This window comes from Bacillus sp. FSL W8-0116 (genome assembly GCF_038003825.1).
Classification (GTDB): Bacteria; Bacillota; Bacilli; order Bacillales; family DSM-4216; genus Bacillus_O; species Bacillus_O smithii.
Genome location: NZ_JBBOPY010000001.1, coordinates 2,683,847 through 2,699,493 on the forward strand (window position 1 = coordinate 2,683,847; position 15,647 = coordinate 2,699,493).

Sequence of the window (15,647 nt, forward strand, 5' to 3'; positions counted from 1 at the left end):
TATGGTCATTTGGATGGTTCATTTTGGAGAATACTTATGGTATGAGATCCATCAACCTTTTTCAGCATAGCTTTATACAAATCGAATGATGCTTGATGGGAGAGATTGCTCATTGAATAAGAAAGTATTGGCAACGTTAGAATTTGATAAAATTAAGCAACAATTGGAACAGCACGCCTCTTCTTCATTGGGAATTGAAAAAATCGACGCTCTCTTTCCTTCTGCTGATTTTTCTGAAGTGGTTCATTGGCAGGAGGAAACGGATGAAGCGGCAACCGTTTTACGAGTAGCAGGACATGCTCCTTTAGATGGGCTGCATAATATCCGTCCACACGTGAAAAGAGCCAAAATCGGGGGATTGCTCAATGGCGAAGAATTGATTCAAATTGCTGGAACGATATACTCAGGACGGATGATGAAAAAGTTTATCGCCGAACTGGTTGAAAACGGGGAACAGTTACCGATTTTATCAGAACAAACAGAACAGATCCCTGTGTTGACGGAGCTGGAGCATGACATTAAACGCGCTGTCGATGAAAACGGAGAGATCTTGGATTCTGCCAGTTCGACATTAAGAGAGGTCCGTAGTCAAATCAGGATTCATGAAGGAAGAATTCGCGAACGTCTGGAAAGCATGATTCGATCCAAAAATGCGCAGAAAATGCTTTCGGATGCCATCGTTACGATTCGGAATGATCGCTACGTCATCCCGGTGAAACAAGAATATCGCCACCACTATGGCGGGATTGTCCATGATCAGTCATCTTCAGGACAAACTCTCTTTATTGAACCGGAATCGATTGTTCAATTAAATAACCAATTAAAGCAATTGAAGCTGAAAGAACAGGAAGAAATCGAAAAAATTTTAAGAGAGTTGTCGGCGAAAGTACAGGAAAATGCCGATGAACTGCTGGTCATTGTTCAAGTGATGGGTGATTTGGATTTTATTTTTGCCAAAGCGAAATTGGCCAAGAGCATGAAAGCCTCTAAACCGTTGATGAATCGAGAAGGATATATAAGGATTCATCAAGCGCGTCATCCCTTGCTGCCGATAGAGGAAGCTGTACCCAACGATATTGAACTGGGGAAAGATTATACAGCGATCGTCATTACCGGACCGAATACCGGAGGAAAAACCGTTACGCTGAAAACCATCGGTCTTTTAACGTTAATGGCACAATCCGGTCTGCAAATACCGGCTCAGGAAGGTTCGGAAATGGCCGTTTTTCATTCCGTATTTGCCGATATCGGGGATGAACAATCCATTGAACAGAGCTTAAGTACATTTTCTTCCCATATGGTGAATATTGTAGACATTTTAAAGGAAGTGACGGGGGAGAGCTTGGTGCTGTTTGATGAACTCGGAGCAGGGACTGATCCACAGGAAGGAGCGGCTCTTGCCATTTCGATCTTGGATGAAGTGCTTGAAGTAGGGGCCAGGGTAGTGGCAACCACCCACTATCCTGAATTGAAAGCCTATGGATACAACCGAGACGGAGTCATCAATGCCAGTGTTGAGTTTAATGTGGAAACATTAAGCCCAACTTATCGTTTGCTCATCGGCGTTCCCGGACGCAGCAACGCTTTTGAAATTTCCGAGCGTTTAGGATTAAATCATAAGATCATTGAACGGGCAAGACAATATACGGGTGCCGATACAAACGAAGTAGAAAATATGATTGCTTCTTTAGAGAGAAGCAGAAAATTAGCCGAAAAAGAAGAACAAGAGGCAAGAGATTATTTAAAATCGGCTGAAAAGCTTTTAAAAGATTTGCAAAACCAGATGCAAGAGTTTTATGAGAAAAAAGAAGAAATGTACAGCCGCGCTGAAAGAGAAGCCTCCAAAATTGTCGAAAAGGCGAAAGAAGAAGCGGAAGAAATCATTCGCCATTTAAGAAAACTGCGCTTGGAAAAGAATGCAGAAGTAAAAGAGCATGAATTGATCGAAGCGAGAAAGCGGTTGTCTGATGCCATGCCGGAGATAGACAAAAAAACACCGCAACCAAAAGCGAAAAGGAGCCGTTCCTTTATGCCGGGAGATGAAGTAAAAGTGTTGTCCTTCGGTCAAAAAGGAACGATACTCGAAAAAGTCGACGGGAACGAATGGCTCGTTCAAGTCGGCATTTTAAAAATGAATGTCAATGAATCGGATCTTGAATACATTCCTTCGCAAAAAAAGGTCGATCCGAAACCGTTGGCTACCGTAAAGGGAAAAGATTATCATGTGGGCTTAGAACTGGATTTGCGCGGGGAACGCTATGAAGATGCTTTGATAAAAGTAGAAAAATACATTGACGATGCCGTATTGGCCGGATATCCGCGTGTTTCCATTATTCACGGGAAAGGAACAGGGGCTTTAAGAAAAGGAGTACAAGAGCTGTTGAAGCGTCATCGATCAGTGAAAAGCATCCGTCTCGGAGAAGCGGGGGAAGGCGGCAGCGGCGTCACAGTGGTTGAACTGAAGTAAAATCCATATTGGCAAGTCTTCACCTTTTTCCTTCTCTTTAAACAAGCTCCACAACGTATTGGGGAGATGAAACAATGGAAAAATTGGCCAAAGTGCTGCTTGTTTGCTGCGGAGCATTTTTTATTCTTGGAATCATATATTTAGTCTTTTTTGCTTAAAAAGGTCGAACCTCTTTCGATTTTGGAGGGAGGTTCGATCTTTTTTCTTTGATTGTGAATAGGATAAATATATTGTATAATTTGTATATAATATTTTAAATTTTCCAAAAATATCGAAGGGGGAGTTCGATGACGGATAAACCATGGCTTAAACATTATCCAGAGGAAATTCCTGCTACACTTTCATATGAGCCTATTCCGATTCAATCCTATTTAACTCGAGCAGCCGAAGAATATGCCGGGAACACGGCCATCCAGTTTATGGGGAAGAAAATGACCTTTCTAGAAGTGTATGAATCTGCTTTAAAGTTAGCGGGATATTTGCGCAAAATTGGCGTGCAAAAAGGAGACAGAGTGGCGATCATGCTTCCTAATTGTCCCCAAAGCGTGATCGGATACTTCGGTGTACTATACGCTGGTGGCGTCGTCGTACAGACAAATCCGCTCTATATGGAAAGAGAACTGGCATACCAAATGGAGGATTCAGGTGCAAAAGTGATTTTTACGCTGGATGTTCTTTACCCTCGAGTGGCGAAGATCATGGACAAGACGGACATTGAACATGTCATTGTCACAGCTATCAAAGATTATTTACCCTTTCCTAAAAATACTATCTATTCTCAAATGCAAAAAAAACAAACAGGAATATTGGTAAAAGTGCATCATAGAGGGAACATTCATTTATTTGATGTGGTTTTGAAAAACGAAACGGCGAATGAAATCGATGAAGATTTCGATTTTGAAGAAGATCTTGCTCTTTTGCAGTACACGGGGGGAACAACGGGATTCCCAAAAGGGGTCATGCTGACTCATAAAAACCTTGTTGCAAACGCTTCCATGATTGACGCTTGGCTGTACAAGTGCCGCAAAGGGGAAGAATCGGTATTGGCGCTGCTCCCATTTTTCCATGTTTATGGAATGACGGCTGTCATGATTTTATCCGTTATGCAAGCTTATAAAATGATTATATTGCCGAAATTTAATGTCAAAACGACACTAAAGACGATTGAAAAAGAACGTCCCACTTTGTTTCCCGGTGCGCCAACGATGTACATTGGTTTGCTCAACCATCCTGATATCAGCAAATATGATCTTTCCTCCATTAAATGCTGTATTAGCGGATCGGCTCCATTGCCGTTAGAAGTCCAGAAAAAATTTGAAGAAGTGACAGGCGGAAAATTAGTGGAAGGTTACGGATTAAGCGAATCTTCTCCTGTTACCCATGCCAATTTACTGTGGGGCAGAAAGGCGGAAGGAAGCATAGGGCTCCCTTGGCCGGATACAGATGCAGCTATTTTATCGCTGGAAACCGGAGATCCGCTTCCCCCTCATGAAATTGGCGAGTTGGCTGTAAAGGGGCCGCAAGTGATGAAAGGGTACTGGAATCGTCCCGAGGAGACAGCGGCCGTTTTGCGAAACGGCTGGCTTTTGACAGGGGATATCGGTTACATGGACGAAGAAGGATTTTTTTACATCGTCGACCGCAAGAAAGATATCATTATTGCAGGAGGTTATAATATTTATCCTCGCGAGGTGGAAGAAGTTCTGTACGAACATGAAGCGGTTCAGGAAGCTGTCGTAGCCGGGGTTCCGGATCCTTACCGTGGGGAAACTGTCAAGGCCTATGTTGTACTGAAAAAAGGCGCGGTTGCAACGGAAAAAGAGTTGGATGCTTTTGTCCGAAAACGTTTGGCAGCCTACAAAGTACCACGAATTTACGAGTTTCGGGAAGAATTGCCGAAAACCGCAATGGGAAAAATATTGCGGCGTGCTCTTACAGAAGAAGAAAAAGAAAATTTAGGCAAAAACGAAAAAGAAGCTGAATAAGAAAAAATAATGATGAACCTTTCTATTGACAGTATGGGAGAAAAAAGATAAGATTCATTTATGAATGAATGATCATTCATAAATGATGATGTGTAGTTTGAAAGGGGATTGTCTTGAGAAGAAACAAACCGAAATACCATCAAATCATTGACGCGGCCGTGATTACGATTGCCGAAAACGGCTATCATCAAACACAAGTTTCAAAGATCGCCAAGCAGGCGGGAATAGCCGACGGCACCATTTACTTGTATTTTAAAAATAAAGAAGACATTTTAATTTCATTGTTTCAAGAAAAAATGGCGAATTTCATCGAAAAAATTAAAGAAGTCATAGCAGGGAAACAAACGGCTGCAGAGAAAATATTCATGATGATAGAAAATCATTTTCGAATTCTTTCTCAAAACCCGAAATTGGCAGTAGTAACGCAGCTGGAACTAAGGCAGTCCAATCAAGAATTACGCCGACGCATCAATAATGTGTTGAAAGAATATTTAGATTTTATAGAGCAAATTCTTCGCGAAGGAGTGGAAAGCGGGGAATTTGCTCCTGATCTTGATACTCGCCTAGCTCGTCAAATACTGTTTGGGACGATCGATGAAATCGCTACAACATGGGTCATGAACAAACAAAAATATGACCTTGTGGCTCTCGCACCAACTGTAGCCAAACTGTTATTAAAGGGGTTTTTAGGAGAAAAATGATTTTCCGTTGTATAAGGGGATGGTAAGGAAATGGAATATCTTTCATGGCAACGACAAGGAAATGTGGCGGAAGTGATTTTGGATCGCCCGCCTGCAAACGCTTTAGCGAATGAGGTCATTTCAGAATTGGATTTGCTCTTGGATGAATTGGAGAACGAGCAGAATGTCCGAGTGGTACTTATTTACGGAAAAGGGAGATTTTTTTCCGCGGGAGCGGATATTAAGGAATTTGCAACTGTCAAAGATGGCAAAAAATTTTCTTCTCTCGCTTCTCATGGGCAGCAAGTGTTTAATCGCATTGAACATTTCTCCAAACCTGTAATTGCCGCTATTCATGGAGCGGCATTGGGCGGAGGTTTGGAATTAGCCATGAGCTGCCACATTCGCCTTGTGACGGAAAATAGCAAATTAGGTTTACCGGAGCTTAGCCTTGGGTTAGTCCCTGGTTTTGCCGGCTCCCAGCGACTGCCTCGTTATGTCGGTACCGGAAAGGCAGCCGAGATGCTTTTTACAAGTGAACCGATTTCGGGAAGTGAAGCGGTTCAATGGGGGCTTGCCAACGATGTTTGCAAGGAGGAAGAACTTCTACCGCGGGCACGGGAATTAGCAGCAAAAATTGCGAAGAAGAGTCCGCTTTCACTGAAAGCGGCTATTGAACTATTAAATTATTCCAAGCAAGGCGATTTTCAAAAAGGGATGGAGAAAGAAGCTGAATGGTTCGGCAAAGTTTTTGAATCGAAAGATGGGCAAGAGGGGATAAAAGCTTTTATCGAAAAACGAGCTCCTGTTTTTAAAGGAGAGTAGACATTTTGTCCATTTAATTATCTGAACAGTATTAAAAGTATGAATATTATGATATAGGAGGGAGACGAATGAACATCTTTGTGTTGTTAAAAAGAACGTTTGACACGGAAGAAAAAATCACGATTACCAATGGATCCATTGATGAAGAGGGTGCGGAATTCATCATCAATCCATATGATGAATACGCCGTTGAAGAAGCTATTCAAATCCGTGATGCTCACGGCGGAGAAGTGACTGTTGTAACCGTCGGAGGCGAAGAAAGTGAAAAACAACTGCGCACTGCTCTTGCGATGGGAGCTGACAAAGCGGTTTTAATCAATGTTGAAGACGATTTAGAAGACGGGGACCAATTTACAACGGCGAAAATTTTGGCTGAATTTTTAAAAGATAAAGAGGCGGATGTGATTTTAGCGGGGAATGTGGCGATAGACGGCGGCAGCGGGCAAGTGGGGCCGCGTGTAGCAGAACTATTAGGCATTCCATATGTGACAACGATCACTGAGATTGAAATAAAGGGGACGCAAGCAAAATTGATCCGTGATGTGGAAGGGGATTCGGAAGTCATTGAAACTTCCCTGCCGTTGCTCGTAACGGCACAGCAAGGATTAAACGAACCTCGTTATCCGTCGCTTCCCGGAATCATGAAAGCGAAGAAAAAGCCGCTTGATGAATTAGAACTGGATGATTTGGATCTTGAAGAAGAGGATGTTGAACCAAAAACGAAAACGATTGAAGTGTTTCTGCCTCCAAAAAAAGAAACAGGAAAAATATTGGAAGGCGATTTAAGTGATCAAGTAAAAGAGCTGGTTCAATTGCTGCATACGGAAGCAAAAGTAGTGTAATGGAAAGGGAACAAGAAACAGGAGGGTCGAATATGGCACGAAAAGTGTTGGTATTAGGAGAAGTTCGTGAAGGAGCACTCAGAAACATTTCGTTTGAAGCTTTGTCTGCGGGTAAAACAATAGCGGAAGGCGGAGAAGTAGTTGGCGTCATCATAGGTGATTCGATAAAAAACTTAGGGGAACAGCTCATCCATTACGGAGCGGATCGAGTTGTTGTGGTTGAGAATGAACAATTAAAACAATATACACCAGATGGATATGCTCAAGCTTTTTTGGCAGTGGTCGAATCAGAAAAGCCAGATGGCATTGTTTTTGGCCATACGGCACTGGGGAAAGATTTGTCCCCTAAGATCGCCAGCAAACTGAATACAGGGCTGATTTCCGACGCGACGGCGGTCGAAATTGCAGGGGGAAACATCGTCTTTACTCGCCCGATATATTCGGGAAAAGCGTTTGAAAAGAAAATAGTCACGGATGGAATCGTTTTTGCTACAGTCCGCCCGAATAATATTATACCTCTTGAAAAAGATGAATCCCGGACCGGCGAAGTCACATCTGTTCAAGCCGATATTAAAGACATACGCACCGTGGTAAAAGAAGTGGTGCGGAAAGCGAGCGAAGGAGTAGATTTAACGGAAGCTAAAGTGATTGTTTCCGGGGGACGCGGCGTAAAAAGCGCAGAGGGCTTTAAAGTGCTGAAAGAACTGGCGGATGTCCTTGGCGGTGCGGTGGGAGCTTCTCGAGGAGCGTGTGATGCGGGATATTGCGACTACTCTATGCAAATTGGACAAACGGGAAAAGTGGTTACGCCTGATCTTTATATTGCTTGCGGCATATCGGGAGCCATTCAGCATTTGGCCGGGATGTCCAACTCAAAAGTGATTGTAGCCATTAATAAAGATCCGGAAGCAAATATTTTTAGCGTAGCCGACTACGGAATCGTTGGAGACTTATTCCAAGTAGTGCCGATATTGACAGAAGAATTCAAAAAATTAAAGATAGCTTCTTCGTAAGCCAATCAAAAAACGGCCATGGATTTGTCGAGGCCGTTTTTTGATTGGATGTTTGATTAAAAACGTTTGACCGCTGCTTTTGTAATAGAGATAAAGAATAGAATTCAAGTAGATCGGGGAAAATGCAAATTGCAAACAAAAAATTAGCATTCCAATTTAAAGGATGGTATACTGTCCCTAGTACCTGAAAGGAAATAAGGAGGATTGGTAATAATGGCTATTGTTAAAGCTACTGATCAAACATTTGATTCTGAAACAAGCAGCGGTCTTGTTTTAGCCGATTTTTGGGCTCCGTGGTGCGGACCTTGTAAAATGATTGCTCCAGTTTTGGAAGAAATTGATGCAGAAATGAATGATAAATTAAAGATCGTGAAACTGGACGTGGATGAAAACCAAGAAACGGCCAGAAAATTCGGTGTTATGAGTATCCCGACTTTATTCTTGTTTAAAGATGGAGAAATAGTGGATAAAGTCATCGGATATCAACCGAAAGAAGCGTTAACTGAACTCATTAATAAACACGCTTAATGAATGTTGCCGCACTCATAATTCTCCGTCATTTCGAGGAATGCGGTAAAATCGAAGGTAAGCATCTCAATGTTATTGAGTTGAGGGCTTGCCTTTTTATTTTGGATCAGCATGATTTTGGTTTTTTATGAAATGGAAAAGACTTAACTTTTTTCAATGAAAGGAATATTAACGAGTGTCTCAACAGGACGATGACAACCGTTTTCTTGAAAATGGCTGTTTTACTTTTTCCAAATGAAATAGGGTGACCCGTTTCATTTGGAAAGGGTAGCCTTCTTAAAATGAGAAGAATGGCGGGTGAATCGCCGAGTATGCATGCCAAAACAGCCAAAGCAAGAAAAAAGCGGGTGCGTGATTGTTTTCTCCATTCGTTTGCGAGAAGTCTCCCATTTTCACGGTGAAACGAATCAATACAGAAGAAACGAAAATGGTGTCAGCGATCCAATGTATGAACATGAACGTTTTTGAACATGGGAAAACATAAAATGGTTCTTGTATATAGGCAATCGTTCAGCTAAAATATACGAGTCTTTAAAGAAGCTCTCACTACAAACAGATGAAAGTGAAATTGGTTCACCAGGTGGTCCAGGAGGTGGCGATCATGAACGATATAATCAAGCATAAATTAGCTCTTCTTCCCGACCAGCCTGGCTGCTATTTAATGAAAGACCGTCATGGAACGATCATTTACGTCGGAAAAGCAAAAGTGTTGAAAAATCGGGTTCGTTCTTATTTCACCGGGTCTCATGACGGGAAAACCCAGCGGCTGGTCAACGAGATTGAAGACTTTGAATATATTGTAACCTCTTCTAACATTGAAGCGTTAATATTGGAAATGAATTTAATAAAGAAGCATGATCCGAAATATAATGTCATGCTCAAGGATGACAAAAGCTATCCTTATATAAAATTGACAGCGGAACGGCATCCTCGCCTGATTACAACAAGAAAGGTAAAAAAAGATAAAGGCAAATATTTCGGACCCTATCCGAATGTGGGAGCGGCGAATGATACGAAAAAGCTGCTCGATAGGCTATACCCTTTGCGAAAATGTTCCACTCTTCCCGATCGAGTCTGCTTATATTATCATTTAGGCCAATGTTTAGCTCCTTGTGTCAATCATGTCCCGGAAGAAACGTACAAAAAAATGACGGAGGAAATTACCCGTTTCTTAAATGGCGGCTATCAAGAGATTAAAGATGAATTGATGAAAAAGATGTCTGAAGCGGCGGAAAATCTCGAATTTGAACGAGCAAAAGAATATCGGGATCAAATTGCCCATATCGAGGCGACGATGGAAAAACAAAAAATAACAACGAACGACTTTACGGACCGTGATGTATTCGGTTATGCCGTTGACAAAGGTTGGATGTGTGTTCAAGTCTTTTTTGTCAGACAGGGGAAGCTGATCGAAAGAGATGTTTCGATGTTCCCCATTTACAATGAAGATGAGGAAGAATTTTTAACCTTTCTCGGACAATTTTATTCCAAAGCCCATCATATAAAGCCGAAAGAAATTTTGCTGCCTGAAAACGTGGACATCGAGTTGGCGGAACAACTGATCCAAGTCAAAATGATTCAGCCGAAAAAAGGGCAAAAAAAAGAATTAGTTAAGATGGCGGTAAAAAATGCGGCGATCGCTCTTCAAGAAAAATTCTCGCTTATCGAAAGAGACGAAGAAAGAACGATCAAAGCGGTTGAAAAACTAGGGGCAGCGATGGGAATATCCACCCCATTGCGAATTGAAGCATTTGATAATTCGAATATTCAAGGCACGGATCCTGTTTCCGCCATGGTTGTTTTTATCGATGGAAAACCTGAAAAGAAGGAGTATCGCAAATATAAGATTAAATCCGTTCAAGGTCCGGACGATTATGAATCGATGAGAGAAGTGGTTCGAAGACGATATACAAGGGTATTAAAGGAACAATTGCCGCTTCCCGATTTAATTTTGATCGATGGTGGAAAAGGGCAAGTCGAAGCCGCAAAAGATGTATTGGAAAATGAACTCAATTTGTCGATTCCGGTTGCAGGGCTTGCCAAAGATGAAAAACACCGCACATCAGAGTTATTATTTGGCGATCCTCTGCAGATTGTCCCATTAAAGCGGAACAGTCAAGAGTTTTATTTGCTGCAAAGAATTCAGGATGAAGTGCATCGTTTTGCCATTACCTTTCATCGGCAGCTGAGGGGAAAAACCGCTTTTCGATCCGCACTTGATGATATTGAGGGAGTCGGACCGAAAAGGAAAAAACTTCTGCTAAAACATTTCGGATCATTAAAAAGAATGAAAGAAGCAGAATTAGAAGAGTTTACGAAAATAGGTATTCCCGAAAAGATCGCCCGCAACATTAAGGAAAAGTTGAAATAGCGCGTTGTCATAAAAATCCCATTATGCTATAATGTCCTAAAATTAAATAAAATCACTTTCATACGTAAAAGTGATGATAGAGGCGCGGAGTTCAAGAGTACAAGCTTGGAGAAGAATGAGCTTCCATGAAAAGTTTGGAAAGGGGACGGCCGCCGAAGCAGTGAAAGGCTCATTCCTTTTTCTGCTGGTTCTGTGTTTAAGAAATGCAGAACTGTCAAGATGGAATCGTCTTGGAGAGCTATCTCACGCTTGATGTATTTTCTTATTACATCTTCACAGGCAATGAGATTTGGTTCTCATTGCCTGTTTGCGTTTTAGAAGTGAATCAATGAAAAGGCAGGGGATCTTTGTTGGGACTTATTGTTCAAAAATTTGGAGGAACATCTGTCGGTGATATAGACAGAATTTTCAATGTGGCCAATCGTGTAATCGAAGAAAAAAAGAGAGGAAATGATGTGGTGGTCGTCGTTTCCGCAATGGGGAAAACGACCGACCAGCTTGTCCAACTCGCTAAGGCCATCGATGATCATCCTCCCAAAAGGGAAATGGATATGTTGCTGTCGACTGGAGAACAGGTGACGATTTCGCTCTTGACAACCGCTTTGATCAAAAAAGGGTTTGAGGCCATTTCATTCACTGGATGGCAAGCCGGCATTCAGACGGAAAAACTTCACGGGAATGCGCGTATACTCAATATTGAAACAAAAAAGCTGAGTAGTTTGCTTGAAGAAGGAAAGATAGTGGTCGTAGCCGGTTTTCAAGGCGTCACAGAAGACGGTGAAATTACGACTCTCGGGCGAGGAGGATCGGATACAACGGCGGTGGCGCTGGCGGCGGCGTTGAAAGCGGAACGCTGCGACATTTATACCGATGTGACTGGCGTGTTCACCTCAGATCCAAGATATATCAAAGGGGCGAGAAAACTTTCTTCCATTTCTTATGATGAAATGTTGGAGTTAGCCAATTTAGGAGCAGGTGTTTTGCATCCACGCGCGGTTGAATTTGCAAAAAATTACAGCATCCCGCTTGTTGTAAGATCGAGCATGGAAAGGGAAAATGGAACGATCATTGAGGAGGAAATATCGATGGAACAGAATTTGGTGGTAAGAGGCGTAGCATTTGAAGATGACATTACGAGAATTACCGTAGAAGGCTTAAAGGATGAAATCAACAGCTTATCCTCCATTTTCGGCGTTCTGGCGGATCATGGCATCAACGTCGATATTATTATTCAAAGCCGCATCCATGATCAAACTGGCAGTGTGTCGTTCTCTATCAAAACGGATGATTTGCATGACACCATCCATGTATTGGAACGAAATAAAGAAAAGCTTGGATTTGATTCGATTACATATGAGGAAGGACTGGCAAAAGTATCGATTGTAGGATCCGGAATGATTTCCAACCCAGGAGTTGCCGCTGAAATGTTTGCCATTTTGGCTGAAAACCATATCTCTGTCAAAATGGTCAGCACTTCGGAGATTAAGGTGTCTACAGTCATAGATCAAAAAGATATGGAAAAAGCCGCTCAAGTCCTTCATGATGGTTTTGGGCTGGCTCAACAAAAAACAAAAGCGACGATCTGATCGTTGTCAAATGATTAAAAGACGGATGTTTTATTGCCCATCCGTCTTTTTGGCTTATGTAGAAAAAAGAAAGAAGCTGGGGAAAGCAGATTCTCGAAACCATAGTTTCTAAGACAACCATTTTAATGCAAATAGACGAGAAAAGATGCCGTTATTCCCATTTCACGAGAAGACGGACTTTTTTGGAACGTTTATGTACCTCTTCTATCGCTTCGGCAGTCACGTTTTTCTGCGTTTGAATTTGTTCCGCTAAAAAACCTGCTTCCAACGAAAAAAATGGTTCAGAATATATGTCAAATTTTCGTAATACAATAGGACCTGATAATTCAAACAGCAACTCTTTTTTTTCTTCTTTTATCACCTGGAGCGTTCCCCAGCAAGCTTCTTCAAAAAAAGAGCAGATTTCATCTATAGATAGAAGAGGAAATTTTCTTGCAAGCTGTTTTCCTGCCCAATAGAAAATGTCCGCCGTGTCTTTGCCGAATATTTCCGGTAACAAAATATCCCGGTACAGCTCATAGGCGAACATCGAAACAGATTGCGGCTCTTGTGGAATAATGTCTTTATGATTCTCCATTTGAAATCCCTACTTTCTGTATCCATTATATACAAGACTGATGGAGATGAAAAAACTTTTTTTCATTCCACGATCGATTTTTTATAGGTGTGGAATATTTGTCTCTAAGCTGAAAAATATTTATATTCTGCTAAAATACATTCTGTTGAATTGATCGACTTTTTTTATAATTGGTCATTTTATTAATATAGAAAAATATGTAGACGTTTTCTTGACGCTTTCCAGTGATGGGGTTACAATGAACTTGTCAAATAATTGTTACAAAATGATGGCAGTTGCCAGAAAACATTTCTTTTTGTAGAAATGTTGATTGGCGGCTCATAACCAAGGGGGGTACCGTATGGCAGGAAATCGTGAATTTTTTAATCGAAGGCTTCATTCTTTACTAGGTGTAATTCCGATAGGATTATTCCTGACTGAACACTTGATTGTGAACCATTTTGCCACTAGGGGAGCGGAATCTTTTAACCGTGCGGCGAAGTTTATGGAAAGCTTGCCGTTGCTTTATTTATTAGAGATCGTGTTAATCTTTTTGCCGCTCTTATATCACGCAATTTACGGCTTATATATTGCGTTTACGGCGAAAAATAATTTGGGAAATTTCGGTTATTTCCGAAATTGGATGTTTTTCTTGCAGCGTTTAACAGGAATTTTCACGCTCATCTTTGTTGTATGGCACGTTTGGGAAACACGCGTTCAAGCAGCCATGGGGGAAGAAGTTAACTATGATATGGTAGCTAATATTCTATCAAATCCATATATGCTAGCTTTTTACATAGTAGGGGTTGTATCGGCCATTTTCCATTTTTCGAACGGCTTATGGTCTTTCTGCGTAAGTTGGGGAATCATTGTGACGCCTCGTTCTCAACGCGTTTTCACGTATGTTTCACTGTTGGTATTCGTATTGCTTTCGTATGTCGGCCTTTCTGCTTTGTTCGCTTTTGTATGAGATAGGCAGATGGATGATGTACATCATTAGGTAAAAAAGGAGTGAGTGTCCATGAGTAAAGGAAAGATCATCGTAGTTGGAGGCGGCTTAGCCGGCTTAATGGCAACAGTGAAAATAGCGGAGTTAGGAACTCCGGTGGATATATTTTCATTAGTTCCGGTAAAGCGTTCTCACTCTGTTTGTGCTCAAGGTGGCATTAACGGAGCTGTCAATACAAAAGGTGAAGGAGATTCGCCATGGATTCATTTTGATGACACGATTTACGGAGGAGACTTTTTAGCCAATCAGCCTCCTGTAAAAGCAATGTGTGAAGCGGCGCCTGGAATTATCTCGCTGTTTGACCGCATGGGCGTTATGTTTAACCGGACACCGGAAGGATTGCTTGATTTCCGCCGTTTCGGAGGAACTCAACATCACCGCACAGCTTATGCCGGTGCTACAACGGGACAACAACTATTATACGCTCTTGATGAACAAGTTCGTCGACATGAAGTGGCGGGATTGGTAACGAAATATGAAGGATGGGAATTTCTTGGCCTTGTCTTGGATGATGAAGGAATTTGCCGAGGCATCGTTGCACAAAACTTGACGACGATGGAAATTCAATCATTCCCTGCTGATGCCGTTATTATGGCTTCCGGGGGACCGGGAATTATTTTTGGGAAATCGACGAACTCCATGATCAACACTGGTTCTGCTGCATCAATCGTTTATCAACAAGGCGCATATTATGCGAACGGTGAATTTATACAAATCCACCCGACCGCCATACCGGGCGATGATAAACTTCGTCTAATGAGCGAATCGGCTCGTGGTGAAGGCGGACGTGTATGGACATATAAAGATGGAAAACCGTGGTATTTCCTTGAAGAAAAATATCCGGCTTATGGAAACCTTGTTCCGCGTGATATAGCGACACGTGAAATTTTCCACGTCTGTGTTGATTTGAAACTAGGAATCAATGGGGAAAACATGGTATACCTCGATCTTTCCCACAAAGACCCGCATGAACTGGATGTAAAACTGGGTGGTATTATCGAAATCTACGAAAAATTCATGGGAGAAGATCCACATAAAGTTCCAATGAAAGTATTCCCGGCCGTTCACTATTCAATGGGTGGACTATGGGTGGACTATGAACAACAAACGAATATTCCGGGGGTATTTGCAGCAGGAGAATGCGATTACTCACAACACGGAGCGAACCGCTTAGGAGCCAATTCTTTACTATCCGCCATTTACGGTGGAATGGTGGCCGGACCAAATGCCGTAAAATACATCAACGGATTGGAAAAAAGCTCTGATGCTATTTCTTCTACTGTATTTGACCGCTACAGAAAACAAGAAGAAGAAAAATGGAATCAAATTATGAAGATGGACGGAACGGAAAATGCTTACGTTCTCCATAAAGAACTCGGTGAATGGATGACGGCAAACGTTACAGTTGTTCGTTACAACGATAAATTGCTCAAAACGGATGAAAAAATTGTCGAACTGATGGAACGTTGGAAAAACATTAACATTAACGATACAGCTAAGTGGAGCAACCAAGGGGCCAGCTTTACGCGCCAATTGAAGAACATGCTTCATCTTGCACGAGTGATTACGATTGGAGCATATAACCGCAATGAAAGCCGCGGTGCTCATTATAAACCAGAATTCCCTGATCGTAACGACGAGGAATGGCTGAAAACAACAATGGCGAAATTTACAGGAGAAGACAGTGCTCCAGCTTTCCACTATGAAGATGTAGACATTTCTTTGATTAAACCGCGTGTTCGCGACTACACGAAAAAACACTAATCTATTGAGAAAGAGGCGACA

At 41.9% G+C, this 15,647-nt stretch carries 13 protein-coding genes and 1 riboswitch; of the genes, 12 read left to right on the forward strand and 1 reads right to left on the reverse strand.

Going from position 1 to position 15,647, the window contains the following annotated elements; all coding sequences use genetic code 11:
• Positions 1-112: 112 nt before the first annotated feature.
• From N1I86_RS12785 to N1I86_RS12830, 10 genes are all read left to right on the forward strand, one after another.
• A complete protein-coding gene (locus N1I86_RS12785) occupies positions 113-2,467 on the forward strand; it encodes an endonuclease MutS2 (RefSeq protein WP_341096614.1) in 2,355 nt (784 codons plus the stop codon).
• Between the two features lie 287 nt (positions 2,468-2,754).
• Positions 2,755-4,452, forward strand: coding sequence for a long-chain-fatty-acid--CoA ligase (locus N1I86_RS12790; RefSeq protein ID WP_341096616.1), 1,698 nt, complete (start codon positions 2,755-2,757; stop codon positions 4,450-4,452).
• Between the two features lie 113 nt (positions 4,453-4,565).
• Positions 4,566-5,153, forward strand: coding sequence for a TetR/AcrR family transcriptional regulator (locus N1I86_RS12795; protein ID WP_341096617.1), 588 nt, complete (start codon positions 4,566-4,568; stop codon positions 5,151-5,153).
• Between the two features lie 30 nt (positions 5,154-5,183).
• Entirely contained in the window at positions 5,184-5,957 is a 774-nt protein-coding gene (locus N1I86_RS12800) for an enoyl-CoA hydratase (RefSeq protein ID WP_003355580.1), read from the forward strand.
• 68 nt (positions 5,958-6,025) lie between these two features.
• Entirely contained in the window at positions 6,026-6,799 is a 774-nt protein-coding gene (locus N1I86_RS12805; RefSeq protein ID WP_048623795.1) for an electron transfer flavoprotein subunit beta/FixA family protein, read from the forward strand.
• A gap of 32 nt (positions 6,800-6,831) precedes the next feature.
• Positions 6,832-7,812, forward strand: a complete 981-nt coding sequence (locus tag N1I86_RS12810) for an electron transfer flavoprotein subunit alpha/FixB family protein (protein ID WP_048623794.1) — start codon at positions 6,832-6,834, stop codon at positions 7,810-7,812.
• A gap of 213 nt (positions 7,813-8,025) precedes the next feature.
• Positions 8,026-8,340 carry a thioredoxin gene (trxA, locus tag N1I86_RS12815; RefSeq protein ID WP_003355576.1) on the forward strand — a complete coding sequence of 105 codons (315 nt, stop codon included), beginning with the start codon at positions 8,026-8,028 and terminating at the stop codon, positions 8,338-8,340.
• 297 nt (positions 8,341-8,637) lie between these two features.
• Positions 8,638-8,808, forward strand: coding sequence for a hypothetical protein (locus N1I86_RS12820; RefSeq protein ID WP_270583740.1), 171 nt, complete (start codon positions 8,638-8,640; stop codon positions 8,806-8,808).
• 133 nt (positions 8,809-8,941) lie between these two features.
• Positions 8,942-10,711 carry an excinuclease ABC subunit UvrC gene (uvrC, locus tag N1I86_RS12825; protein ID WP_327805422.1) on the forward strand — a complete coding sequence of 590 codons (1,770 nt, stop codon included), beginning with the start codon at positions 8,942-8,944 and terminating at the stop codon, positions 10,709-10,711.
• Between the two features lie 69 nt (positions 10,712-10,780).
• Positions 10,781-10,960: riboswitch (Lysine riboswitch) on the forward strand.
• Between the two features lie 101 nt (positions 10,961-11,061).
• A complete protein-coding gene (locus tag N1I86_RS12830) occupies positions 11,062-12,297 on the forward strand; it encodes an aspartate kinase (RefSeq protein ID WP_003355573.1) in 1,236 nt (411 codons plus the stop codon).
• 151 nt (positions 12,298-12,448) lie between these two features.
• On the opposite strand, the gene N1I86_RS12835 is transcribed toward N1I86_RS12830, so the two are convergent.
• Positions 12,449-12,874, reverse strand: a complete 426-nt coding sequence (locus N1I86_RS12835) for a YslB family protein (RefSeq protein WP_003355572.1) — start codon at positions 12,872-12,874, stop codon at positions 12,449-12,451.
• A 340-nt stretch (positions 12,875-13,214) separates the two neighbouring features.
• Here N1I86_RS12835 and N1I86_RS12840 point away from each other — a divergent pair, with 340 nt between their 5' ends.
• Together N1I86_RS12840 and sdhA are read left to right on the forward strand one after the other, a co-directional pair.
• Positions 13,215-13,823 carry a succinate dehydrogenase cytochrome b558 subunit gene (locus tag N1I86_RS12840; protein ID WP_003355571.1) on the forward strand — a complete coding sequence of 203 codons (609 nt, stop codon included), beginning with the start codon at positions 13,215-13,217 and terminating at the stop codon, positions 13,821-13,823.
• Positions 13,824-13,874: 51 nt separating this feature from the next.
• A complete protein-coding gene (sdhA, locus tag N1I86_RS12845; RefSeq protein ID WP_003355569.1) occupies positions 13,875-15,626 on the forward strand; it encodes a succinate dehydrogenase flavoprotein subunit in 1,752 nt (583 codons plus the stop codon).
• Positions 15,627-15,647 lie beyond the last annotated feature (21 nt).